Here is a 25601-nt window from a genome sequence, read left to right as displayed (position 1 = left end):
AACTTATTCTACTTTTTGAGTTTCTTACTCAGTCTAACAAACTCTTTTTTAAGCTCCTTTTCTTTAGTGATATTTTCTTCTATTTGTAAATCTACCTTTTCTCTCTTTGGATTTATCCATCGAAATAATTTTCCATTATCAAAATAATACCTATTTTCTTCTACTTTTGACTTTCTGATGTCAAAGGCTGCTATTTCATTTTCTTTAGCAACTTCTTTAGTCATATAAATGCTAGTGTTGTATTCAAAATGCTGCTCAAAAATGAAAAATAATTTGTCATTCTTCAAGTAGAAAGTAAATATATGTTTTCCTGCTTCTCCAAGCCAAGTCATATTTATTACCTTCAATTCTCTATTGTTTTTTATATCATAATAACCTACTAATTGTCCTCCTTCGGTTGATTCTCCCATAATATCAACTGTTGTGGTATCATAAGTAGATTTATTTTCTTGTATACTATTATATTCTTGACGAATATTTTTTATAATTTCTTCTTCTTGTGATTCTGTATTTTGAGAAAAAGACATTTTTGTAAAACTCAAAATTAACAAACAAGATATAATTAAGATTTTCATTGATTTATAATTTTAATTACTGATGATAAATTTCATTAATTTCCTCCACAGCTCTTTCAGCTGTTTCAAGTGCGCCATGAACAGTTGCAAAATGTCCGTTGTAATGCGTAGCTTCTCCTGCAAAGAAAATTTTGTCCTCAATCGGACGAGCCAACTGCTTTCTAAGTTTGTGAGAACCTACTGACGGATACGAATATGCACCTTCAATATATTCTACTTTTGACCAATCTAAATATTCAAAATCCAAAATAGTAGCCGACGCATTTCCATCAAAATGCTTGTCCAACTCATCAATTAACAGTTCTAAAATCTGTCCTTTTGAAAAGCCATTTTCTGTGTAATTTTTGGCTTTATCGCCCATAATAAATGCTGTCAAACCAAACGTAGAAGGATTTTTAATGTAGGGAACAGTTTCCCAATATTCGCTTGCAGCGTCCATTCCTACTAAATATTCGGTTTCTTCGCCATCATTGTACTTTTTTGACCAAAAATTCTCTGAGAAGTTTAGAAAAAATTTAATCGCATAATTATCCATTCCTATTTTATCAATCGCTTCTTGTTTTTTGGGAGATAATTCGGGCAAAAAAATGATTTTATTTTGCTTCAATTGTGTAAGAGGAACAGTTATCAAAACGGCATCAGCTCTATAATTTTGAAAATCTTTTGTAATAATTTCTACTCCTTCTGCAAACGAACGTACCATAATAACAGGTTTTTCAAGCTGCAAAAAGGGCTTTGTTTTTTCTTTCCATTCTTCCAAAAGACTTTCAAAACCTACACACATTCTATAATTTTGTTCTCCTGCTTCCCATCGGTACGCTTCTACAGCTAAGGCTTTCATTCCTAAGTTTTGCAAATTTGTACCCAACGCCCCAGCAAAGGCTTCATACCAACGATAGGCATCAGGCTGACGAGTAGGCGTAATGTCGTGCTGCTCTAAAAAATTACTCAACGGAATATCTTCACCTTCATAGTGATGGTGACCTTCATAAAACTCTTCATAATCAGCAAAATACTGTTTTGCGTCTTGGAGTTTTTTGATTTTTTTATTGGAAAATAATTCATCTCGCCACAGAAAAGACGAATCGCCTTCTTTGTGTAACTTATCGGCTTTCTTTGCCATTTTATGAAATAGTGTACCTTTTCCATGGACAAATTCTGCACCCATTTCTAGCTTGTAGGGAAAGCGTTCTGTTTTTGTCCAAACCCTTCCTCCTGTTCGGTTTGAGGCTTCTAATAAAGTTACTTCGTGCCCTTGTTCTATCAATAAACTGGCTGCATAAAGTCCTGCTGCACCTGCACCAACAACAATAATTTGTTTTTTAGTAGTAGTTATGTTTGGAATTTTTGAAGAAGGAGTTTCCATAGAAGTGGCTATTTTTTTTAGATTGAAAGAATGGACTTAATGTAAAAATAGCTTTATTTGTATGTAGAAACAAAAAAACTAGATTTTAATTATTTATGAAAAATAAACATCCAAACCGTGCAGTTTTAATTGGTTTTTTAATAAATAGCATCATATCTATTATTATTTTAACTGCTACAACTACTGGAATTGCTTTGGATATACAATTTCATGACACTTACTTTGTGGTAGGAGTTTTTGATTTATCAGCCTCTATTTTGCAATTCTTTTTTATCTATTCTTTATTCTACTTTATTTTGTTTTTGATTAATCGAAGCGTAAACTCTAAAGCAGCAAAAATCCATTATTATCTAACTACTTTCATAGCTCTTTGCTTATCTTCTTTCTTACTTATATTGATTGATACAGGCTTTCCCAAACGATATTTTTCTCATGAGGAATATAAGCCTTTATTTGCTGATTTTTATGGCTTATTTACTGTCCTTTTAGCTTTCTATATTTTTATTCAAATTTCATTCTTCTTGTATTTCATTTTTACAATCAAAAAAATAAAATAAGTCAAAGACAAGTCTTTGACCTACCATGAGTTTGTATTCTTAGAAATTATAGCTAAATCCCATCAAGCCATAATTAACAAGTGTAAAATTATAAACTTCGTCAATATCCGAACCACCCTCTAAAATACGATAACCAAAACGAAGATTTGTATCCTCAGCAATTCGATAAAAAGCAGCTAATTCAAAATCAAATGCTCGTCCTTGTGGAGAAGCCAGTCCATCGCCTTCTAATAAAAAACCAATTTTATCTGTTGCATTGACAGAAGCATAAATATTAATGAGAGGTACAATACCCAAATCTGTTTTCTTTGAAGAAAGTCCATTTTGCTCAACTTCAATATAAGCATCACGAATTTTTCCTGTCAGACCTGCACCCAAACGCACTTTATCTGTTACTACAAAGTCATAACGATACGTAAGACGGTAGGAATTAAATTGATAATTGACTTTTGTATCTACCAAAGGCAAAAAATTCTCTTCATAAAAACGGGTAGGTTTATCAAAATTTCCATTGTAAGAGATTTTTAAAGGCGCAAAAAGCCCAAAGACATTATGACGATTATTGAAACGATAACCTGCACGGAGACGGTATGCAAAGGAAGCCTTATTATCAAAATTGCCATTTTCCCCATCTACTACATTTACATTAAAACGAGTTCCTTCTGTTCCTGAAACTTGAATTTTATTATAACCCGTTTTGATAATATCAAACTCAACATCAGCCATAAATTGAGCAGAAGCACAAAATGAAATAAAAAATAAAAGGCTAGAAAAAGCACTTAGACGAAAAATAAATTTCATAATTAATACAGTTTAAAAAATTAGATTGAACTATTTAATACAAAAAAATAGAATTCCATTTAATATAGAATTCTACTTGATTAACTTTTATGAAATAGTTTTGTTTAGTCAAAAAACCTTTAGTCTATAAACACATTCTATTTACTTATAAAATACATATTTTACATTCTCTAATAACAACTTCAGCTTAAGCAATCATTGATATATAAAAATAAAGTACCTTTGTAGTTTAAACGTATTTCATTTTTCTATCAAAAAAACTCATTTTATTTTTATGGATTCTATTCATTCTCTCCCTACTGATTCTAACCAGCTTCCTCCCATTCTTCCACTCATTATTCTAGGCGCAAAAGGTCTTGGAAAGGTTGCTTTAGAGGTTTTACAAAGTACAGATAATATCATTTATTGCTTCCTTGATGAGGATTATAAAGAAGAAGCTGCTGTTTCTGAAACTGCTACTTTTCCAAACGAAATAAATCACGTTTCGATAATGGGAAGTTCTGATGATGATGATATGCTCAATCTTATCAATGACAAGTGTGATTATTTTGTAGCTGTAGAAAATGTAGCTGATAGAAAAAGGCTTATCAAAAAAATCTATAAACAAAGAAAAAAATATCCTGCTGTGGCTGTTCACTCAACAGCTCACATTGCTGATGATGCAAATATGGGCTATGGAACTTTGATAGGAATGGGAACAATGATAGGCGCAGATGTAAAAATTGGAACAAGCTGCATCATCAATGCAAATTCTACTTTGGATTATGAAGTAGAAATAGGGAATTTTACTCAAATAGGAATAGGAACAAATATAGGTGCTGGAGCGAAAATAGAAGAAGAAGTTTTTATAGGAAACGGTGTAACCATTATTTCAGGGGTTACGATAGGAAAAGGTGCAAGAATTGGAGCAGGAAGTGTAGTTTTGAGTAACATAAAAGCAAAAGAAACCGTTTTAGGTAATCCAGCAAAGGCTGTTTCTTTGTAAATTCTATACATAACAGGGTTAAAACCCTGTCCAATTCAAGAAAGTCAAATTTCAGCTTTTGTTAAAATTACATATTCACTCCTCAATTGAACAGGGTTTTAACCCTGTTGTATTTTGTTGTATGAAAATTTTGCAAATCATTTGCTAAACTCTTTTGATTAACAATGAATTACCTTACAATTTCGTAATTTTATGAAATTAGATTAGCAAACACTTTTCAAGTGTTTTTATAATATAAATTTAAAAATACAAGACACTTGAAAAGTGTCTTCTACAGATATGAATACAGAAACTAGCATAAATATACATCAATTAATTACCAAACACCTTCAAGAACGTATTTTAGTATTGGATGGTGCAATGGGAACGATGATTCAACGCCATACACTTACAGAAGAAGATTTTCGAAGTGAGCGTTTTAAAGATTGGAAACAAGATGTAAAAGGAAATAACGACCTTTTATCGATTACTCAACCTGATATTATCAGAGATATTCATAAAAAATATTTTGCAGCAGGTTCTGATATTGTAGAAACGAATACGTTTAGTGCCACTACCATTGCCATGGCTGATTATGGAATGGAAGAATTAGCTTATGAACTCAATTATGAGTCTGCCAAACTTGCCAAAGAAGCAGCAGCCGAATTTGGAGGAATTTATCACGAAACAAAACCTCGTTTTGTAGCTGGTGCAATAGGACCTACAAACAGAACAGCATCTATTTCGCCAGATGTAAACGACCCAGCTTACAGAGCTGTTACATTTGATGATTTGGTAGAGGCTTATTACGAACAAGTTCGTGGCTTGGTTGATGGTGGAGTTGATTTGATTTTGATAGAAACCGTTTTTGATACATTAAATTGTAAGGCTGCACTTTTTGCAGTAGAAAAATATTTTGATGATAGAAATATTCCACAAGCTGACCGTTTGCCGATTATGGTTTCGGGAACAATTACAGATGCAAGTGGACGTACTTTATCTGGACAAACAACAGAAGCATTTTATAACTCAATAGCGCATTCCAATATTATTTCTGTTGGTCTGAATTGTGCTTTGGGTGCTGCACTCATGAAACCGTATATGCGTGAACTTTCACGAGTTGCAAATTGCTATGTTTCGTGTTATCCAAATGCAGGACTTCCAAACGAATTTGGTCAGTACGATGAAACGGCTACACAAATGAGTCGTTTGTTAGAAGATTTTGCTAGTGAAGGTCTTTTTAATATTGTTGGTGGTTGTTGTGGAACTACGCCAGACCATATTCAAGCCATTGCAGAAGAAGCAGCAAAACATGAACCTCGTAAGATTCCAGAGCGCAAAATTGCAATGCGTTTGTCAGGATTAGAAGCCTTTACGGTTGATAAAAGCACTAATTTTGTAAATGTTGGAGAACGTACCAATGTTACTGGTTCAAAAATGTTTGCTAGACTTATAAAAGAAGGCAAATTTCAAGAAGCCTTAGACGTAGCCAAACAACAAGTTGAAGGTGGAGCGCAAGTTATTGACATCAACATGGATGAGGGAATGTTGGATTCAAAAAATGCAATGGTTCATTTCTTGAATTTGGTAGGTTCAGAGCCAGACATTGCCAAACTTCCAATTATGATAGATTCCTCAAAATGGGAAATCATAGAAGCAGGTTTGAAATGTGTGCAAGGAAAAGGAATTGTAAACTCAATTTCACTCAAAGAAGGAAAAGAAAAGTTTATCGAACAAGCTCGGCTCGTTCGTCGTTATGGTGCTGCTGTTATTATTATGGCTTTTGATGAAGACGGACAAGCAGATACGTTTGAAAGAAAAATAGAAATTTGTAAACGCAGTTATGATATTTGGGTAGATGAACTTGGTTTTCCTGCTGAAGACGTAATTTTTGACCCTAATATTTTTGCTATCGCCACAGGAATTGATGAGCATAATAATTATGCTGTCGATTTTATCAATGCGACAAGATGGATTAAAGAAAACCTACCCCATGCTAAAGTAAGTGGTGGAGTAAGTAATGTTTCGTTTTCGTTTCGTGGAAATGATGTAGTTCGTGAAGCAATTCATGCCGTTTTCTTGTACCATGCCGTAAAAGCAGGAATGGATATGGGAATCGTAAATGCTGGAATGTTAGAAGTGTATGATAATGTTGATAAGGAACTTTTGAAGTACGTTGAAGATGTAGTTTTGAATAAAAATCCTGAAAACGGAACAGAACTTCTAGTAGATATTGCTGAAAAATACAGAGGAGAAGGAAAAAAACGAGTAAAAGACGAAACATGGAGAGAAAATTCTGTCGAAAAGCGTCTTGAATATTCGTTAGTAAACGGAATTACAGAATATATCATTGAAGATACAGAAGAAGCACGTTTGAAAGTAGACCATCCTTTGCACGTCATTGAAGGTGCTTTAATGGACGGAATGAATGTAGTAGGAGATTTGTTTGGAGAAGGAAAAATGTTTTTACCACAAGTTGTAAAATCGGCTCGTGTGATGAAACAAGCTGTTGCTCATTTAGTGCCTTTCTTGGAAATAGAAAAACAAAAATTGCGTGATTCTGGACAGGAAGTAAAGAAAAACGGTAAGATTCTTTTAGCAACTGTAAAAGGTGATGTTCATGATATTGGAAAAAATATTGTAGGTGTTGTTTTGGCGTGTAACAATTATGATGTTGTGGATTTGGGTGTAATGGTTCCTGCTGATAAAATTTTGCAAGAAGCTGTCAACCATGGTGTTGATGTAATTGGACTTAGTGGACTTATTACGCCATCTCTTGATGAAATGGTTTTTGTGGCGCAGCAAATGGAAAAACAAGGCTTAAAACTTCCTCTTTTGATTGGTGGAGCGACTACTTCACGTATTCATACGGCTGTAAAAGTTGCACCTAGCTATTCGGGTTCAGTGGTTCATGTCGTGGATGCTTCAAAGGCAGTTCCTGTAATGACAAATTTATTGAATGATGAAGCAAAAGAGAAGTATTCAAAAACAGTAAGAGACGAATATACATTACTTGCAGAAGACCACAAAAAACGACAGTCAGAAGCAAAATATATTCCCATTCAAGAAGCAAGACGCAATAAACTCAAAATTGATTGGAATAAAACGACACTTACAGAACCTACATTTTTAGGAAATCGTTATTTCAATAATTATAATCTTTCTGAAATCAGAGAATTTATTGATTGGAGTCCGTTTTTCATGACGTGGGGACTTACAGGTGCATACCCACGTATTTTTGACCACAAACATCATGGAAATGAAGCAAAAAAATTATTTGATGATGCTCAAAAAATGATGGACAAAATCATTTCTGGTCGTTGGCTGACTGCTAATGCTGCAATTGGTTTTTATCCTGCCAATGTTGTCAATGACGATGATATTGAGATTTATACGAATGACGAGCGCACCGAAGTTTTGACTTATTTTAGAAATCTTCGTCAGCAACAAGAAAAAACAGGAAAAACGCCAAATCTTTGTATTTCTGATTTTGTTGCACCAAAAGAAACGGGTTTAAAGGATTATATCGGTCTTTTTGCAGTAACGACAGGCATCGGAATTGAGAAAAAACTAGCAGAATTTGAAGCTAAAAACGATGATTATAGCAAAATTATGTTGCAAGCCTTAGCCGATAGATTAGCCGAAGCCTTTGCAGAGTTATTGCACAAACAAACTCGTACACAATATTGGGGCTATCAAAAAGACGAAAACCTCACAAAAGAAGATATTGTAAGAGAAAAATATGTAGGTATTCGTCCAGCACCAGGGTATCCTGCAAATCCAGACCACACCGAAAAAACCCTTTTATTTGACTTACTAAAAGCCACCGAAAAAACAGGAATTGAACTTACCGAAAGTTTAGCCATGTTACCAACGGCAGCCGTTTCAGGTTTGTATTTTTCCCACCCCGAATCTATTTATTTTGGAGTAGGAAGAATCAGCAAAGACCAAATAGAAGATTATGCAAAACGCAAAAATATGTCGGTAGAAGAAATAGAAAGATGGTTGGGTAGTAATTTGAATTATTGATTTTACAGCGTAAACTGTACCGACACTTGTGAAAGTATCTGACAGTTTAAATACAAACTTATGTATTGTCGGTACACTTTCATAAGTGTCAGACAATTATTACATACTTTATCACAACTTAACCCTAACTGTCCGACACCTTTGAGGTGTCCTGACAGTTCAATCAAAATACGAAATGTACCTTCAATCTGAACAACTATACCATATCTACAATAGAGGAAATAATAAACAACAGTTATTTTTCAATAGGGAGAACTATTTGTATTTCTTGCGATTTGTGAAAAAGCACGTTGCTCCTTATTGTGAGATAATAAATTATTGTTTAATGCCTAATCATTTTCATTTTTTGATTTCCACAACAGAATATTCAGTACAGGAAATGAAATTAGGAAACATTACTACAAATAAACTTTCAAACGCTTTTCGAATTGTTTTGAGTAGTTATGCAAAAGGTTCGAATGCAGAAAGAGGAAGGCAAAATGTACTTTTCAAACCCAAAACCACAGCGAAGAGTTTGGAGGAAGGAAGTGCAAATTATGCTGATACTTGTTTCTACTATATTCATCAAAATCCTTTGAAAGCAGGTTTAGTAACAAAGTTAGAAAATTGGGAGTTTTGCTCTTTTCAAGATTATGCTAAACTTAGAAACGGAACATTGTGTAATAAGGAATTAGCAAATCAGTTTATAGATTTTGACAAAGATAATTTTTTGAAAGAGTCGTATCAAATGATTCCAGAGGAAAAGCTAAAATTTATATTCTGAAAGTTTTGTCCTCAACTGTGCTGACTGACACTTGTGAACGACTTTAGCTCTCAACGAAGTTAAAGTGTCTGACAAAAACGGATTGTCAGTACACCTTCATAGGTATCGGACAATTAAATCTATCCCTCTGTTAAGCGTAGTGTTTCACTACGATTTATCAATTGGCAAGTCTTAGACTTGTGTTTTGAGAGTACAAATAGAAAGATGGTTAGGTAGTAATTAAAATTAAGAATCGTTCTTTTTTGTATATTGCAAATACCAAATGCAGTTGAATTTATAAATAAGTTATGTGTCACACCCTATGACGACACGGCGACAGACTAAAATAAAGTGAGAAAAAAGGACACATATATATTGACGACAATTATAGTGGTTAACTTATTGATCTATTTTTTGCTTTTACCATATGCACAAAAGACAGCAAACAGTCATATGAATAGTGGACATTTTTTCGGAATAATATTGTACTTCATTTCAGGACTAATATTTTTGTTTGGTCTTAATGGACTGGTTCGGCAAAAGCAACATAAAATTTTTATTTTACTCTTGATTTTCGCTGTGACTTTAACTTTTTGGGGTTACAGACTTCATTCTTTAATGTGTTTAAGTTGCTTAAACAGTGGTTAATTATGAAACAACAAATAATAACAATTTTGACTCCACAGGCTATTGCTCGTTTTTAATGAGGGATTTATATGTATTCGGCTTGTAGCATGTATTTGTTGTTCAAGCATTTTTATTTCATAATCAAAATTTAAACTTAGTAGAAAAAATCATTATCTTCTGTATATTGTAAACACCATTAATTCTTTTTTTGGAATTGGTGGTGTTTTTAAATAACTGAACGCAGTTGCGTTTATAAACACATTAGATGCAATTTGAAATATGGATAAAAATAAATCTTCATTAATAAATTTCATTAAACAAATCATTCCAATAAATGAAATTGAAGCTGAAGAAATTGCTAATACATTTCACTTTACAAAAATTGAAAAGAATTCACTTTTTTTAGAAGAGAATAAAGTTAGTGATGACTATTTTTTTCTTCAAAAAGGATTAATGAGAGTTTTTCTTTATGATTTAGAAGGAAATGAAATCACTACAGATATTTTCACAGAAAATAATATCGTTTTTGAAATTACCTCTTTTTTCAATAGAGTTAAATCTGAAACAAATATTCAAGCTCTAACTGATTGTACAGGCTATCGCATTTCTTACGAAGAATTAAACACACTGTTTCATCATAAACCTGCCTTTAGAGATTTCGGAAGAGCTATTTTAGTTAAAGAATTCATCGCTTCCAAAAAGAGAAACTATGCAATGATTAATCAAACTGCCGAACAACGCTACCACCACTTACTGACTTCAAGACCTGAAATAATAAAATATGTACCCTTAAAATATATAGCTTCCTATATAGGAGTTACAGATAGTACACTAAGTAGAATACGAAAGAAAAAATAACTCTAGCTTTTTCTTGCCTTTTGTCAAGTGGATTGTATTTTTGACTGCCTAACTTTGAATTTCACAATAAACAATTACAAAATGGCAGATATTTCAATTTTCACCTCTCTTGGGCTAATTCTAACAACCCTAATCTCTGTTTGGTTATTTTTTAAAGCTTCTAATCATAAAAAAACTCTTTACGGCATTATTATCTGGATGCTTATTGTAGGTGTATTAGGAGTAACTGGATTTTACCAAAAATTGGGAACATTTCCACCAAGGTTTACTTTATTACTTGCTCCGACTATTTTATTTATTTTGATACTTTTTACCAATAAAAAGGGCAAAAAGTTTATTGATAGCCTTAGCCTAAAATATTTAAACATAGTGCATATTGTACGCATTCCTGTGGAAATAACTCTTTATTATATCTTTTTAGGTGGGTTAATTCCTGATTTAATGACCTTTGATGGCTATAATTATGACATCATATCAGGAATTACAGCTCCAATAGTATATTATTTCGTGTTTGTTAAGAAAATAATAGGAAGAAAAGGTCTTCTACTATGGAATATTGTGTGTTTAGGGTTATTGATTAATATATTGGTAATAGCTGTATTAAGTGCACAAACTCCCTTTCAACAATTAGCATTTGATCAACCCAATATTGGAGTAACTTACTTTCCTTTTGTATGGCTTCCAACAGTGATAGTTCCGATAGTTTTGTTTTCACACTTAGCTAGTATTAGACAATTGGTAGTAAGAAAAAAAGCACCTAACAATGTATAAACACACTTGTTCGTAGTGTGCTACGAACCTACAAATGTATTTAGTTTCACTCCACAGCCCTCACTCAGCAAAACCAAGTCTTTAGGGGAACATAACGCAAAAAAGCCATTCCTAAATTAAATTAGAAATGGCTTTTTTAGATAAATTTGGTGATTAATTTTAGTTTTTCATAAGTGCATTTTATTGTTTTACTTAGACCTTATTTGGACATAAGTTGACAGCTTTCTACCAATTTCAAAAACTCTGTACGGTAGCCTTCTGTATCTTTTCCTTTTGCATTTTTGGCAAGTGTAATAACTTGATTATAAGAAGCATTCGACTTAAATTCAGAGTTTTTCAGAATCATTCCAAATTCTGCTACGGCAGCCGAAAAACGGAAATTATCAGATGTTTTTTCTAAAGCAATATTATCATCTTTCAATGGATTGACAATCAAATTACTTGTATCTTCATTTGGCTTTTTGTAACGCAATTTTAAGTTTAATAACTCGTCAGAAGAGGCAGCAGCCGTATAAGATGCTTTTATTTTATTTTCTTCTTTCTGATAACGCAAATCATCTACTGAAGGAAAAAAATCGCTTTTTACACCAACTGGAATAATTTCGTAAAGAGCTGTTACAGTGTGTCCTGCTCCAAGTTCACCAGCATCTTTTTTGTCATCGTTAAAGTCTTCTTTTGCAAGCATTCTGTTTTCGTAACCAATCAAACGATAGGCTGCTACTTTTGTAGGATTAAACTCAATTTGAATTTTGACATCTTTAGCAATTGTAAAGAGTGTGGCTCTCATTTGTGTTACAAAAACCTTTTTTGCTTCTTGAATATTGTCGATATAAAAGTAATTTCCGTTTCCTGCATTACTCAAATCTTCCATTTGATGGTCTTTATAATTTCCCATCCCAAAACCACAAACAGTCAAATAAATTCCGTCATTTCTTTTGCTTTCAATCATAGTTACTAATTCTTTTGGAGAATTTACGCCTACATTAAAATCGCCATCGGTACACAAAATAACTCGGTTGTTTCCTTCTTTTATCAAATTATCTTTTGCTAAACTGTAAGCAAGTTGGATTCCTGCGCCACCTGCTGTGCTTCCACCTGCCGAAACGGCTTCTAAGGCGTTCATAATTTTGTCTGTTTCTGTGGCTGGTGTAGATTCCAAAACCAAACCTGCTGCACCTGCATAAGCAACAATCGCAATACGGTCGTTTTTGCTTAATTGTGTAAGAAGAAGTTTGAGCGAAGAACGAAGAAGAGGTAATTTGTTTTGTGCCTCCATTGAACCAGAAGCATCAATCAAAAAAACTAAATTTGAAGGCGCAAGATTATCATAATCCAAATCTTTTCCTTGAATTCCGACGTGAACTAATTTATGTTTTTCATTCCAAGGAGCTGTAGAAATTTCTGTACTGACTGAAAAAGGATGTTTTCCTGTAGGTTTTTGATAATCGTAATTAAAGTAATTGATAAATTCTTCGATACGAACAGCATCAGCATTGGGAAGCTGACCAGATTGAATAAAACGACGAGCATTTGAATAAGAAGCATTATCAACATCAATCGAAAAAGTAGATAGAGGTTCTTTGAGAGATTGAATGAATTTATTTTCTATCTGTTTTTGGTATTCTTCTGTGTTTTGAGAAATTTTATCATCAGAGATATACATTTCAGCCTCATCCATCACAGCACCAGCAGCATAGTCTGCATCTTGAGTTGTGTTGTATGAAATATCTTTTTTCTCTTTATTACGGCTAATTTTTGTGGGAGAAGAAGCTATTCTGTGGTTTTGTTCAGTAGCTACGCCATCTGCCATTTCATAATTTGATGTTTTTGAAGAATTACAGGCTACAACAAATACAGTAGAAGTTGCTAATAGACTGATTTTTGTAATTGAAGTTAATTGTCTGAATGATTTTCTAAGAGATTCCATAATCGATAAAAATTAAAGTGAGATAAATTTGTTTGTTTGGTAAGTAGATGCACAGCTTCACAAAATTCCATACAAAAATTTTTATTTTTTTTGAAATACTATTTCCATACAACCGTCAACGAGCTTGAAAGCGTCGTTGAGGATTATTTTTTCTTAATACCATTTTCCAAAAATAATTTTCAATCCAAAATGATTTGTAGTTTCATTTTCTCCTACTTTATATACAAATTGAGTTTTGCCGTATTGTAAGCCAAATGAAAGCCCAAATTTTTCGTCAATTAGTAGATTATAACCAACTTCTCCCCAATATCCGTAATTCATTTTTGATTGTGAGGGTGAATTTGTAAGACTAAGAACAGGAGCTAAAAAAAAGCCTTTTGAAGGAAGATAACGTTCTTCTTTTTTAAAAATAAAAATAGGTAAAGCAGCTTCAAAACCGATATGACTAAATTCATTAAAATCTTGGCGTATTCCCAAATTAAGAATTGGATTTATTCTAAAATCAACTCGCTTAGAAAATGAGGTTTGATAGACAATAGGCAAAATATTGATGTCAAATTCACCTTTTTCATAAAAAGGTTCGACAGTAATAAAAGGATTTATTCCCCACAGATGCGTAGATTTTTTTTCTTTAATTTTCTTTGTTTTGATTCTATTTTCTGTACTATCTATTTGAGCAAAAAGTGAGGAGCTAAACAGAAAAAAAGTAGTGCAGGATAATAAAAAAACGAATGTGCAAAAATGTAATTTCATTGTAGTCTGATTTATGTTAAGCAATTAAACCAAAAAGCTACGCAAAAATTTAGACAAAAAAAATACCCTTTCTATATCTCAAGTTTCCTGTACTTAAACGAAAACTGTCAGCGATTAGAAAAGGTATTTTTTTGCAAGTAATGAGAAAGGTGTAAATTTAAAGTACGCTATTATAACGGATTTGGGTTTGAAAAAGTTTCTTTTTTTGGAAATAATTTTAATTGTCTTTTCGTAGCTGACAGTTTCCAAACTGTCAGAAATGCCATAGCACACGACAGTTTGGAAACTGTCGGCTACATTTACTTCTTCAATTTCCTAAAAGTTCGATATTCTACCAAAATAGTAACTACTAAAAACAAAATAAGTAATCCATTTTGAATCAAATGTTTTTGCCAAAACCCTGTCCATTCTATATTCAAACAAATAAAAATAAGTGCTGTAGAAATTCCTAAATACAAAATCATTTTCAGAATCGGATAAGGAATAGGTTGGTATTTTCTACCCAAAAGATAACACAAAGCTGCCATAAAAAAATAACAAGAAAGTGTCGCAATCGCACTTCCAAAATAACCATAAAAAGGAATCAAAATAAAATTGAAACTAATTGTAATAGCTGCACCTGCAAGGCTTATCCAAAGTCCAAAATGTGTACGGTCAGAAACCTTAAACCAAACCGAAAAATTATAATATAATCCCAAACAAATATTTGCCAAAAGCAGAATCGGAACAATAAAAAGTCCTTCGTGATATTCTTTATTTGTGATAAAAATATTTGCTATCCATTCCATATTCAAACTCACTCCTAGCATCATCAAAACACAGACAATCGTAAAAAAATGAGTAATGGTAGCAAACGTTTTGGGAGAATCTTTCTGACTAGCTTGTGAGAAAAAAAACGGCTCTGCACCATATTTAAAGGCTTGAACAGCTAAAGTGATAAAAATAGAAAGTTTGTAACAGGCTGAATAAATTCCTACTGCATCCATTGGAGATTTATTTGGATAAAAATTATCAGGAAGCCATTTTTGTAATAAACTTCTATCAATTACTTCATTAATCGCATAGGCAATTCCTGCAAAAAGTAACGGATAGGCATATAAAAGCATAGGTTTGAAATCTGCCCAGTTCTTTTTCCAATTGAATGTAAAACGAAAATCTTTAAATTCTTTCCAAAGCAGTGGAATAACAGAAGAGTTTGCAATCAAGGTGGCTAAAAAAACATAACCTAAAGCAATTTCTGGGTCATAAATTAGTTTTGCATACTCTTGAAAAAATAAAAACTGTGTTCCTTCTACACTGTTTTTACAAAAATAAAGAAAGAAAAAATTGAGAAAAAGAGTAAGAACAATAACTGTCATTCGAAGAGATGCAAATTTCATTGCTTTTCCTTCTGCTCTCAATCTTGCATACGGAATCGCAACGATAGAATCAATGGCAATAATACCAGCAAACCACTTTACAAACTGTGCATTATTGGGATATTCTAAAAAAACAGCTATTGGCTCTGCAAAAATCCACATCAAACTACTCAAAATGAGCGAAGTAAACATGACAGAACTTAGAGAAAGATTGTAAGGCTTCCCATTTTTAGAGGATGGATTATTCTCATCCTCATTATTTCCTTCATTATTTTTAGATATAAAACGAAAGTAAGTCGTTTCCATTCCATGTGTGTAAATCACATTCAGAAGTGCTGCATAAGCATAAAAAACGGACATACCACCATATTCATCAGGAAGGAAAATCCCTGTGTAGAAAGGTGTAAGTAAATAATTGAGCAATCTACCAACTATTCCAGTAAGTCCGTAAATGGCTGTTTGAGAAAGAAATTTTTTATACATTTCGTTTTTTGTGCATTCTGTTTAAGGAATCAAAAGTAGTTATAAAATGAAGGATTATCAAAAAGTAGTTTTTGAAGTATTAAACTTGTTTTTCTTGATTGATTAACTAATTTTACAACAATAACCTGTAATTATTCTGTATTTTATCGTACAAATTAGAATAATTAGTTATTGGTCTTACCGCAATTATTTCATTTTATATCAAAATACACACAATGAAAAAAATAGTCTTACAATTATCCATTGCTGCAACTTTGCTTTCAGCTTGTGGAACAGAAAAAAAAGAAACCCAAGAAGAAAAAATGCCTGTTACATTTGAATATCCTGAAACAAAAAAAGGAACAGTAGAAGATACTTACTTTGAAACGGTTATCAAAGATCCTTATCGTTGGTTAGAAGACGACCGAAGCACAGAAACAGAAAGCTGGGTAAAAGCTCAAAACAAAGTCACTTTCGATTACCTAAAATCTATTCCTTACCGTGAGCAGCTCAAAAATCAGTTAGAGAAGGTCTGGAATTATGAGAAAATATCTAGTCCATTTAAAGAAGGAAATTATACTTATTTCTACAAAAATGATGGATTGCAAAATCAATATGTCGTTTATAGAAAAAAAGAAGGCGAAGAAAAAGACCAAGTTTTTATTGACCCAAATACATTTTCAAAAGATGGAACTGTTTCAATGGCAGGACTTGATTTTTCAAAAGATGGTTCTCGTGCAGCCTACCAAATTTCAGAAGGTGGAAGCGATTGGAGAAAAGTAATTGTAATTGATACAGAAAGTAAAGAAGCAATTGAAGACACACTCAAAAATGTGAAATTTAGTGGTATAAGTTGGAAAGGAAACGACGGTTTTTATTATTCTAGCTATGATAAACCAGAGGGAAGTGAACTTTCAGCCAAAACAGACCAACATAAATTATACTTTCATAAAGTAGGAACTCCTCAAAGTGAAGACAAAGTTATTTTTGGAGCAACAGCAGACCAAAAACACAGATATGTAGGTGGCTCTGTTACAGAAGATGAAAACTATTTGCTCATCTCTGGAAGTAATGCAACCTCTGGTAATAAACTTTTTATTAAAGATTTATCAAAAGCAAATTCTCCTTTGGTTACTATTGTAGGTAATGAAGATAGTGATACATATTTAATGGATAATGAAGGTTCAAAACTTTATTTGGTTACAAACCTAGATGCGCCAAATCAGAAAGTAGTGATGACAGATGCTTCAAAGCCAACTCCTGAAAATTGGAAAGATGTAATTCCTCATACAGAAAACGTTTTGAGTGCTTCTTCAGGTGGTGGATATTTGTTTGCTGAATATATGGTAGATGCTATTTCTAAAGTTGTTCAGTATGATATGAATGGAAAAGAAATCAGAGAAATAAAATTACCAGGGGTAGGAAGTGCTGGTGGTTTTGGTGGAAAAAAAGAAGATAAGGAAATGTATTTTTCTTTCACCAATTATAATACACCAAGTAGCATTTATAAATTTGATGCAGAAACTGGAGAATACGAATCGTACTGGAAACCTGCTATTGATTTCAATTCAGATAATTACGAATCAAAGCAAGTTTTTTATAACTCAAAAGATGGAACAAAGATTCCTATGATTATTACTTATAAAAAGGGAACAGAATTAAATGGTAAAAATCCAACTATTTTGTATGGTTATGGTGGATTTAATATTAGCCTTACTCCTAGTTTTAGTGTAATTAATTCAGTGTGGTTGGAGCAAGGAGGCGTTTATGCTGTTGCAAATCTTAGAGGTGGAGGAGAATATGGAAAAGAGTGGCATGATGCAGGAACTCAACTCAAAAAACAAAATGTTTTTGATGATTTTATTGCTGCTGCTGAATTTTTAATCAAAGAAAAATACACTTCTAGTGAATATTTAGCAATAAAAGGAGGTTCGAATGGAGGGCTTTTGGTAGGTGCAGTTATGACTCAACGTCCAGACCTTATGAAAGTAGCCATTCCTGCTGTTGGTGTTTTGGATATGCTTCGTTATCATACCTTTACAGCTGGTGCAGGTTGGGCGTATGATTATGGAACTTCTGAACAGAACAAAGAAATGTTTGAATATATAAAAGGGTATTCTCCTGTTCATAATGTAAAAGAAGGAGTTTCTTATCCTGCAACACTTGTTGTTACTGGCGACCATGACGATAGAGTTGTTCCTGCTCACTCATTCAAATTTGCTGCCGAGTTACAAGACAAACACAAAGGAAATAATCCTGTAATGATTCGTATTGAAACAGATGCTGGTCATGGTGCAGGAAAACCAACTAGCAAAACAATTGAAGAAAATGCTGATATTTTTGCTTTTACACTTTATAATATGGGATTCGAAACGCTTCCTAAAAATGAAGTAAGTGAGAAAAAATAACTTGTTATTGTTATTAAACGTTATCACGGTTAAATTAGTAATGTTCATTTTTCCATAGCGCAGGGTTTGCAAACCCTGCGCTATGGAAAAATAAGACTGGTTTGTTTTTCTATAACTTGCTAATTATTAGACCTGTAAACAACCGTGATAACGTTTATTATAACAAAAAAGTAAATTACTCTGTATGTTATTCAAAAAACGCTTATAAATTTATAGGCGTTTTTTTTATGCCCTAACACGAGGGTCAAGTAACGCATACAATAAATCTACAATAAGCGTAATAATTACAAAAATGACAGCTACCACAAGTGTTGCCCCCATCACAACAGGAAGGTCAAGTTTTTGAACGGCATCAATTGTAAGCCAGCCCAATCCTTTCCAACTAAATACATATTCTACAAAAAAAGCACCTGCTATAAGTGTAGCAAGCCAGTTTGAGATAGCTGTTACAACAGGATTGATAGCATTTTTGAGTGTATGTTTGAAAATAACAATATATTGAGGCAATCCTTTTGCTCGTGCTGTTCTGACATAATCTTTAGAAAGTTCTTCTATCATCGAAGAGCGTGTGAGTTGGGTAATAATTGCCAAGGGACGCAAACCAAGTGTAAAAGCAGGTAAAATAATATTTTTTAGAGCTAATTGCTTTCCATCAAAGACACTCATTATCCAAAGTGAACCTGTCATGTCAAGTCCTGTGTATTCACTTAAATAATATCCAAAAATGAGAGCTATAAAAATGGCTGCTACAAAAGAAGGTGTAGAAATACCCAAGACTGAAATTGAAACTAAGGCATGGTCTAAAAAAGAGTTTTGTTTGAGCGCACAAATAATTCCAAAAATTACTCCAAAAAAAGTAGCAAAAATCATTGCAGCCACTGACAAAACAAGAGTTGCACTTACTCTGTCGAAGAGCATTTCATCTACTCGGCTATCACTATAATAAGATTTTCTTAGATACGGTTTTTTGACTACAAATGCTTTATCTGAAATACTAAAAAGTTTGATGTAATCATATTTTACTTGATTGCTTTTTGTGTCTTCATGAACAGAAACAATAGACAAATCATTCAGATAATAGGCAAATTGAGTGCTTAAAGGCTTATCCAAACCTAAATCAGTTTTGATTATGGCAATAGTTTCAGGTGTAGAACGAGGTCCTGCAATCATCTTTGTAGGATCACCAGGTAGTGCATGAAATATAAAAAACACCACTACAGTCACTCCAAAAATGACTAGAAAACCATATCCCAATTTTTTTAAAAAATATGCAATCATTTGACAAATTAATATTCTAGAAAATCTCTTTCTAAATTTTTACTTCTAATTATCTAAATCTATTTTCAAATTGAATTTGTCTTCAATACTAATAAAGGCACATCAGTATGAAAACTTATTTCCTTTGCTTTACTTCTATGCCATAAACTCTCAAAGAAATTACGATGATGAGTAAGCATAACCAAAATACTTGTTTCGTAACTTTCTAAATAGCCATCTATTCCTTTATCTAAATCATCATTTTCTCTGAATCTAAAGTCCAACATAGAAACAGGTATTTTCTTAAAAGCTGCTTTCAAACGATGAAGTCTATCGATATCTTCAATACGCTCTTTATCATTACTGATATGTAAATAATCTACTTTCGAATTTGGAAAATAACTAGCCAGTTCTAAAAGAATATCAATTACTTTCTCATCTTTTTCAGAAAAATCAGCAGCATAAACAATGCGTTCCCAATTTGAAAATGTTGCATTACTAGGAATAGCTAATACAGCAGGAGTTTCTTTAGAAGCAATAATATCAGCTGTTACACTTCCTAACAAAATTTCTTCTGCTCGTGTCATTCCATGAGTTCCCATAACAACTAAAAAAGCTCCATGCTCTTTCGAAACTTTTTCAATAGAAGGAATTATTCCATCCTCACTCTCCAAAATAGATATGATTTTGAGCTTTCCACTCCCATCTAGATAAGTTAATTCAGAAAATTGATTTATATACTCTTCTAATTTTGCTTTTCCTTTTTCTACTTCTTCTTTTAATAAGCCTACATGAAGATGATAATTAGTAGCAGAAGGTAAAGGAGCACAAGCTACATGAAGTAAAATAATTTCAGCCCCAATTACTTGGGCAAAATGTAGTGCGTAATTTAGAGCAGCCTCTGAAGGCTTAGAAAAATCAACTGGAACTAGAATTTTTTGCATAACCAACCTATAAAAATAAGAGAATAGAATACAGGAATAAATAACCTGACTTTGTTTTATAAGGCAATATACTTTTTTTGTAGCAAAAAACTAAATTAAAAACTCAGTCGGTTTATTATATAGAATAAATTTAAAATTAACTACTCTTCTCTATTTTAGATTTTATACTAGTGCAATTTTGTTAGAATATTTAATTTCAAGATTTCTAATATTAAAAGTATAAGTTAATTATAAGCAAATCGCTCCTAATCACTAAGAGTAAAAGACCTCATTGTAAATTAAATGTGAACAGTTTGTTACGTAACGTAATGTTAATATTGAAGCAATTTCATAGTAAAGATAAGGTTGTTCTTTTGCATCAAGTTTAGACAAAAGCACTAAAAACTTTCCGAACAAATATTATTGTTCAAAATCAATTCACTAAGATTAATCTAAATTAATTTAATCCAATGAAATTACAAAATTTCTTTCAATTAGCATTCATTTTTCTATTTGCAGCTCTTGTATTAGTAAGCTGTAAAGATGATGAAGATGACACAAAAAAAGCTCCAGTAGCCTCTTTTACATTTAGTCCTACAAGCCCTAAAGTTGGCGAAACAGTAACTTTTACTAACACAAGTACAGACGCAGAAACTTTTGTTTGGTCTGCAACAGGTGCAGCTTTTAGCTCAACAGAAAAAAATCCAACATTTACTTTTACTACTGAAGGAGCTGTTCAGGTAACTCTTACAGCTAGTGGAGATGGTGGTACTAATGCAAATACTCAAACTGTTACTGTTCTTGGAGAAGATGCTCCACCACCACCAACTTATCCAGCTAACTATACAACAGGAACTGATGCTGCAACAAGTAGAGCTTCTGTTACTGTAAAGGCTGACCCAATTGGTATTGGTGAAACAGCTATTACTTGGACAAAAGATAAAGTTTGGATTCTTGATGGCTTTGTATTCGTAAACGAAGGACAAACTCTTACTATTGAAGCAGGTACAGTAGTGAAAGCAAAACCAGGTGAGCAAGAAAGTGCTTCTGCACTTGTTGTAGCTCGTGGTGCTAAAATTATGGCAAAAGGAACAGCTGCCGAACCAATTATTTTTACTGCTGAAAAAGATCCATTGGATGGTTCTTTAGGCGTAGAAAATGGTCTTTGGGGTGGTGTTATTGTTTTAGGAAAAACTACAATTGCTCGTGGTACTGCTGAAGCATCTATTGAAGGTATTCCAACTACTGAAGGTCGTGGTCTTTATGGTGGAACGGATGATGATGATAACTCTGGAGAACTTAGCTATATTTCTATTCGTCACGGTGGTACTTCAATTGCTGCTAACAACGAAATCAATGGTCTTACTCTTGGTGCTGTTGGTAGAGGAACTAAAATTGACCACATCGAAGTATTTGCAAACCAAGACGACGGATTTGAGTGGTTTGGTGGAACTGTAAATGCTAAATATCTTGTTTCTACAGCTTGTGGAGACGAAGCATACGATACTGACTTAGGTTTTAGAGGAATTAATCAATTTGTTGTAGCTTATCAACGTACAGATGATGGTGAAAATGGTGGTGAGCATGACGGTGGAGATTCTCCTAAAGATGCTCAGCCATATGCAACTGCTACTTTCTATAATGCTACTTATGTAGGTAGAGGAAATGGTGGAAAAAACAGAGTATTCTATTTCCAAGATAATGCAGGTGGAGAATACCACAACAGTATTTTTGTAGGTTTTGAGCAAGGTCTTGCTGTTCAACTTACTCCAAGTGGTGAAAATAGTTACAAACGTTTTCAAGAAGGAACTTTAAAAGTAATGAATAATACATTCTTTAATGTTGCTAGTAATGATGTAGCTGCCCTTTCTGATATTATTACTCCTTCAGGTGCAGATATAGATGCTGCTGTTTTAGATGCTGCTAAATTAGACCTTGCTACTTATTTCACAGAGTCTGGAAATAAAGTAGAGGATTTGGGTATAACTCGTTCAAACTTAGTTCCGACAGCTACAGGTGGAGATGTATCAGAAACTTCTAATACTTTCCTTAGTCCTGCTGCTTACAGAGGTGCTATCGAACCAGGTACAACGCCTTGGTATAATGGCTGGACAATGACAGCAAGCTATATTCAATAAAAATAGATTTGTTTGAATCAAATCAAAAAAGCAGCTACTTCAAAAGAGTAGCTGCTTTACTTGTATTTTCTTTAGAAACTCATTTCAAAACCTGTTTTTTTAGCATTTTCATTTTTGACTAAAAAGACACAGAAATTTCATTTAACTTCAATAATTTACAACCAAAAGGTAATGAAAAATCATTTACTGACATTTGCTACACTTGTATTATTACTTATTAGTTCCACTTCTTTTGCCCAAACTACAAAAGGAACAATTAGAGGAACAATTAAAGATGCTGCTAATGGAGAAGAACTCATTGGTGCTACTGTTGTTATTGTAGGAACTACAAACGGTTCAGCAGCTGACTTAGATGGAAAATATTCTATTTCTGTCGAAGCAGGCACATATGATCTCCAAATTTCTTTTGTTTCTTACCAAACCAAAACAGTTACAGGAGTAGAAGTAAAAGCAGGACAAGTAACTGTAATTGATGCTACTTTAGGTGAAGATACAGAGATGTTAGAAGCTGTAGTGATAGAAGCGAAAGCAGAAACTGCATCTACAACAGCAGTTTTGGCAGCACAAAAAAACTCAGGAGTTGTTCAAGATGGACTTGCAGCAGAACAGATTGCTCGTTCAGGAGATAGAGATGCAGCAGCAGCCATTACAAGAGTAACAGGTGTTTCGGTAGAAGGTGGAAAATATGTATATGTACGTGGACTTGGCGATCGTTATAGCCAAACAACACTCAATGGAGCAAGCCTTCCAAGCCTTGACCCAAATAGAAACTCAGTTCAGATGGATTTATTTCCTAGTAATTTAATTGATAATATTATTGTATCTAAAACTTTCTCACCAGATCTTTCAGGTTCTTTTGCTGGTGGAAATATAAATGTAGTAACTAAAGATTTTCCAGATAGATTTACATTTCAATGGAATTCTTCATTAGGTTTTAATGACCAAACAAGTTTAAATAATAACTTTTTGACACATAAAGGAGGAAAAACAGACTTTTTAGGAATTGATGATGGAAGCCGTTCTATACCAAGTGGAATATCTAATGAATTTCTTGATCCTAGAAGCTTTCTCACACCAGAACAAAAACAACAAGTAGATAATCAAACAAAATCTTTTGGAACAAATATGGACTATGAGCGCAAAGCTCCATTTTTAAATCAATTTCATTCTCTTTCATTAGGTAATCAAATCAATGTTTTGGGTCGTCCTTTTGGTTTTGTATCTTCACTAAGTTATCAACGTAATTTTAGTTATTATGATAATGGAGTTACAGGTCGTTTTAGTAGAGATGGAGTAGATGTAATCCAACTTAATCCAACTTACCAGCTCAATACCGAACAAGGAACAGAAAGCGCACTTTGGGGAGCAAATTTAAATATGTCTTACAAAGTAGCTCCTACAAGTAAAATCTCTTTAAATTTGATGTATAATAGAAGTGGAGATAAGACAACTGATTATCGTTCAGGACTTTGGAATAGAGGAGGTGCAGGTTTGGAAGAAGGATATGTATATCGTACACAAACAATGCAGTTTTTAGAGCGTGGTATTGCTTCAGCTCAACTTAAAGGAAAGCATACTGTTGGAAAAAGAAATATAGAAATTGAGTGGCTTTCTTCATTGGCTCAATCTACTCAAAATGAGCCAGATTTGCGTTATTTCTCTGATGATTATTATGAAAATGGAGGAGAACGTTTTTATGATATTGCTATTTCGTCTTATAATTCTCCTGCTCGTTATTATCGTGATATGAATGAAATCAATTGGGATAATAAAGTAGATATTACAATTCCATTTACCTCAAAAGGAGGAGACAGTAAATTTAAATTTGGTGGTGGATATTTAATGAAAGATAGAGATTTCAATGAAAAAAGATACCAGTATATTAATTTCAAAAACTCAGGTGTTTTAGATAATTATCGTCAGACTGGAACAATAGATGATTTTTTCCAAAATGTAGGTGTAATGGATAATGGTAATCTAGGTGTAGTAATCACAGATTTTACTTCTCCAAGAAATAGTTATACAGGTTATCAAGAAATTATTTCTTTTTATGGAATGACAGATTGGCGTTTTACTAAAAAATTCCGTGCTGTAATGGGAGTACGTTATGAAGGAACAAACCTACAAGCAGCAAGTGATGATGAAACATTAAATAAAGCAAATATTCAAGAAAATGACTTTTTACCTGCCCTCAATTTGATTTATGAACTTAATAAATCAACTAATCTTCGTGCTTCGTATGGTAGAACATTAGCTCGTCCTACTTTTAGAGAACTTGCTCCTTTTCCTAGTTTTGCTTTTGCTGATGACTTTACTATCATTGGTAATGAAAACCTAGAAAGAACCCTTATCGATAACTTTGACTTGCGTTATGAAATGTATCCAAATGCAGGAGAGATTATTTCAGTAAGTGCTTTCTACAAAAAATTCTCTAACCCTATCGAACGTGCATTTGACCCAAGAGAACCAAATGGACAGATTCAGTACAAAAATGTTGATCAAGCATTTGTTGCTGGTCTTGAGCTTGAAGTGCGTAAGCGATTAGATTTCTCTGATGCTCTCAAAAACTTTAGTGTGGGTGCAAACTTTAGTTTGATGTATTCAGAAGTAGATATTGATTCAGCAGAATATTCTTTTATCTTGAAAACTGACCCAAATCGTGAGCCTACTCGTACTATGTTTATGCAATCTCCTTATGTTCTAAACTCATTTATTTATTATGATTTGCCAGAAAAAGGACTTAGTATTAGTGGAAATTTCAATGTGTTTGGAAAACGTTTGGCTATTGTAGCACAAGCAGGACAGCCAGATGTATATGAAGTGCCTCGTCCATCTTTAGATTTTGCTGTTAAGAAAACAATGGAAAGTGGCTGGGGATTCAGTTTCAGAGCTAGAAACTTATTAAATCCTGAATACAAACAAGTACAAGATTTCCAAGGAACAGAATATATATATGATTCTTATACTGTTGGTCGTACTTTCTCTTTAGGAGTTACGTATTTGATTGACTAAACGAAGGTTATACTTATAGTTTTACAAAAAAACAGTTCTAACTTTGCGTTAGAACTGTTTTTTTATTTTTGTC

The 25601-nt window shown here is 33.1% G+C and carries 17 protein-coding genes; 9 read left to right on the top strand and 8 right to left on the bottom strand.

Annotated elements, in window-relative coordinates; all coding sequences use genetic code 11:
- Positions 1-8: 8 nt before the first annotated feature.
- Together V9L04_RS10235 and V9L04_RS10230 are read right to left on the bottom strand one after the other, a co-directional pair.
- Positions 9-527 (bottom strand): hypothetical protein, encoded by a 519-nt coding sequence (locus V9L04_RS10235; protein WP_338793994.1) that lies wholly within the window; start codon positions 525-527, stop codon positions 9-11.
- Between the two features lie 64 nt (positions 528-591).
- A complete protein-coding gene (locus tag V9L04_RS10230; RefSeq protein ID WP_338793993.1) occupies positions 592-1941 on the bottom strand; it encodes an NAD(P)/FAD-dependent oxidoreductase in 1350 nt (449 codons plus the stop codon).
- A gap of 95 nt (positions 1942-2036) precedes the next feature.
- Here V9L04_RS10230 and V9L04_RS10225 point away from each other — a divergent pair, with 95 nt between their 5' ends.
- Complete coding sequence (locus V9L04_RS10225; RefSeq protein ID WP_338793992.1) at positions 2037-2498, top strand: hypothetical protein; 462 nt, start codon at positions 2037-2039, stop codon at positions 2496-2498.
- 39 nt (positions 2499-2537) lie between these two features.
- On the opposite strand, the gene V9L04_RS10220 is transcribed toward V9L04_RS10225, so the two are convergent.
- A complete protein-coding gene (locus tag V9L04_RS10220) occupies positions 2538-3299 on the bottom strand; it encodes an outer membrane beta-barrel protein (RefSeq protein WP_338793991.1) in 762 nt (253 codons plus the stop codon).
- Between the two features lie 274 nt (positions 3300-3573).
- Here V9L04_RS10220 and V9L04_RS10215 point away from each other — a divergent pair, with 274 nt between their 5' ends.
- The 5 genes from V9L04_RS10215 (at position 3574) to V9L04_RS10195 (ending at position 11290) form a co-directional block, all read left to right on the top strand.
- Positions 3574-4284 (top strand): NeuD/PglB/VioB family sugar acetyltransferase, encoded by a 711-nt coding sequence (locus tag V9L04_RS10215; RefSeq protein ID WP_338793990.1) that lies wholly within the window; start codon positions 3574-3576, stop codon positions 4282-4284.
- A gap of 279 nt (positions 4285-4563) precedes the next feature.
- On the top strand, positions 4564-8292 hold the full coding sequence (metH, locus tag V9L04_RS10210) for a methionine synthase (RefSeq protein WP_338793989.1): 3729 nt from the start codon (positions 4564-4566) through the stop codon (positions 8290-8292).
- Positions 8293-8467: 175 nt separating this feature from the next.
- Complete coding sequence (locus tag V9L04_RS10205) at positions 8468-9055, top strand: transposase (protein ID WP_338793988.1); 588 nt, start codon at positions 8468-8470, stop codon at positions 9053-9055.
- An 885-nt stretch (positions 9056-9940) separates the two neighbouring features.
- A complete protein-coding gene (locus V9L04_RS10200) occupies positions 9941-10519 on the top strand; it encodes a Crp/Fnr family transcriptional regulator (RefSeq protein ID WP_338793987.1) in 579 nt (192 codons plus the stop codon).
- An 81-nt stretch (positions 10520-10600) separates the two neighbouring features.
- Positions 10601-11290 carry a hypothetical protein gene (locus V9L04_RS10195; RefSeq protein ID WP_338793986.1) on the top strand — a complete coding sequence of 230 codons (690 nt, stop codon included), beginning with the start codon at positions 10601-10603 and terminating at the stop codon, positions 11288-11290.
- 199 nt (positions 11291-11489) lie between these two features.
- Here the strand turns inward: V9L04_RS10195 and V9L04_RS10190 are convergent, their stop codons facing one another.
- From V9L04_RS10190 to V9L04_RS10180, 3 genes are all read right to left on the bottom strand, one after another.
- Positions 11490-13217, bottom strand: coding sequence for a von Willebrand factor type A domain-containing protein (locus tag V9L04_RS10190; protein ID WP_338793985.1), 1728 nt, complete (start codon positions 13215-13217; stop codon positions 11490-11492).
- 153 nt (positions 13218-13370) lie between these two features.
- Entirely contained in the window at positions 13371-13970 is a 600-nt protein-coding gene (locus tag V9L04_RS10185; RefSeq protein WP_338793984.1) for a hypothetical protein, read from the bottom strand.
- Between the two features lie 299 nt (positions 13971-14269).
- The gene (locus tag V9L04_RS10180) at positions 14270-15811 is read right to left on the bottom strand and encodes an oligosaccharide flippase family protein (protein ID WP_338793983.1); all 1542 of its coding nucleotides are present in this window, start codon (positions 15809-15811) and stop codon (positions 14270-14272) included.
- 215 nt (positions 15812-16026) lie between these two features.
- Between V9L04_RS10180 and V9L04_RS10175 the strand changes: the two genes are divergently transcribed.
- Positions 16027-18198 carry a prolyl oligopeptidase family serine peptidase gene (locus tag V9L04_RS10175; RefSeq protein ID WP_338793982.1) on the top strand — a complete coding sequence of 724 codons (2172 nt, stop codon included), beginning with the start codon at positions 16027-16029 and terminating at the stop codon, positions 18196-18198.
- 225 nt (positions 18199-18423) lie between these two features.
- On the opposite strand, the gene V9L04_RS10170 is transcribed toward V9L04_RS10175, so the two are convergent.
- Together V9L04_RS10170 and V9L04_RS10165 are read right to left on the bottom strand one after the other, a co-directional pair.
- Positions 18424-19476, bottom strand: a complete 1053-nt coding sequence (locus V9L04_RS10170; protein ID WP_338793981.1) for an ABC transporter permease — start codon at positions 19474-19476, stop codon at positions 18424-18426.
- A gap of 65 nt (positions 19477-19541) precedes the next feature.
- Positions 19542-20399 carry a universal stress protein gene (locus V9L04_RS10165; protein ID WP_338793980.1) on the bottom strand — a complete coding sequence of 286 codons (858 nt, stop codon included), beginning with the start codon at positions 20397-20399 and terminating at the stop codon, positions 19542-19544.
- Between the two features lie 449 nt (positions 20400-20848).
- On the opposite strand from V9L04_RS10165, the gene V9L04_RS10160 reads away from it, so the two are divergent.
- The gene (locus V9L04_RS10160) at positions 20849-22516 is read left to right on the top strand and encodes a hypothetical protein (protein ID WP_338793979.1); all 1668 of its coding nucleotides are present in this window, start codon (positions 20849-20851) and stop codon (positions 22514-22516) included.
- Between the two features lie 171 nt (positions 22517-22687).
- On the top strand, positions 22688-25528 hold the full coding sequence (locus tag V9L04_RS10155) for a TonB-dependent receptor (RefSeq protein WP_338793978.1): 2841 nt from the start codon (positions 22688-22690) through the stop codon (positions 25526-25528).
- The last annotated feature ends 73 nt before the right edge of the window (positions 25529-25601 follow it).

The organism is Bernardetia sp. MNP-M8 (assembly GCF_037126285.1).
Lineage (GTDB): Bacteria > Bacteroidota > Bacteroidia > Cytophagales > Bernardetiaceae > Bernardetia.
The sequence above is the reverse complement of the archived record's forward strand: the minus strand, read 5'-3'. Positions and strand labels throughout refer to the sequence as shown.

Bases quoted from the DNA above. Each gene is read 5' to 3' on its own strand.
- V9L04_RS10170 (WP_338793981.1), bottom strand. From the start codon at position 19,476: ATGATTGCATATTTTTTAAAAAAATTGGGATATGGTTTTCTAGTCATT.
- V9L04_RS10205 (WP_338793988.1), top strand. From the start codon at position 8,468: ATGTACCTTCAATCTGAACAACTATACCATATCTACAATAGAGGAAAT.
- V9L04_RS10195 (WP_338793986.1), top strand. From the start codon at position 10,601: ATGGCAGATATTTCAATTTTCACCTCTCTTGGGCTAATTCTAACAACC.
- V9L04_RS10175 (WP_338793982.1), top strand. From the start codon at position 16,027: ATGAAAAAAATAGTCTTACAATTATCCATTGCTGCAACTTTGCTTTCA.
- V9L04_RS10220 (WP_338793991.1), bottom strand. From the start codon at position 3,299: ATGAAATTTATTTTTCGTCTAAGTGCTTTTTCTAGCCTTTTATTTTTT.
- V9L04_RS10155 (WP_338793978.1), top strand. From the start codon at position 22,688: ATGAAAAATCATTTACTGACATTTGCTACACTTGTATTATTACTTATT.
- V9L04_RS10215 (WP_338793990.1), top strand. From the start codon at position 3,574: ATGGATTCTATTCATTCTCTCCCTACTGATTCTAACCAGCTTCCTCCC.
- V9L04_RS10235 (WP_338793994.1), bottom strand. From the start codon at position 527: ATGTCTTTTTCTCAAAATACAGAATCACAAGAAGAAGAAATTATAAAA.
- V9L04_RS10185 (WP_338793984.1), bottom strand. From the start codon at position 13,970: ATGAAATTACATTTTTGCACATTCGTTTTTTTATTATCCTGCACTACT.
- metH (WP_338793989.1), top strand. From the start codon at position 4,564: ATGAATACAGAAACTAGCATAAATATACATCAATTAATTACCAAACAC.
- V9L04_RS10225 (WP_338793992.1), top strand. From the start codon at position 2,037: ATGAAAAATAAACATCCAAACCGTGCAGTTTTAATTGGTTTTTTAATA.
- V9L04_RS10200 (WP_338793987.1), top strand. From the start codon at position 9,941: ATGGATAAAAATAAATCTTCATTAATAAATTTCATTAAACAAATCATT.
- V9L04_RS10160 (WP_338793979.1), top strand. From the start codon at position 20,849: ATGAAATTACAAAATTTCTTTCAATTAGCATTCATTTTTCTATTTGCA.
- V9L04_RS10180 (WP_338793983.1), bottom strand. From the start codon at position 15,811: ATGTATAAAAAATTTCTTTCTCAAACAGCCATTTACGGACTTACTGGA.
- V9L04_RS10165 (WP_338793980.1), bottom strand. From the start codon at position 20,399: ATGCAAAAAATTCTAGTTCCAGTTGATTTTTCTAAGCCTTCAGAGGCT.
- V9L04_RS10190 (WP_338793985.1), bottom strand. From the start codon at position 13,217: ATGGAATCTCTTAGAAAATCATTCAGACAATTAACTTCAATTACAAAA.
- V9L04_RS10230 (WP_338793993.1), bottom strand. From the start codon at position 1,941: ATGGAAACTCCTTCTTCAAAAATTCCAAACATAACTACTACTAAAAAA.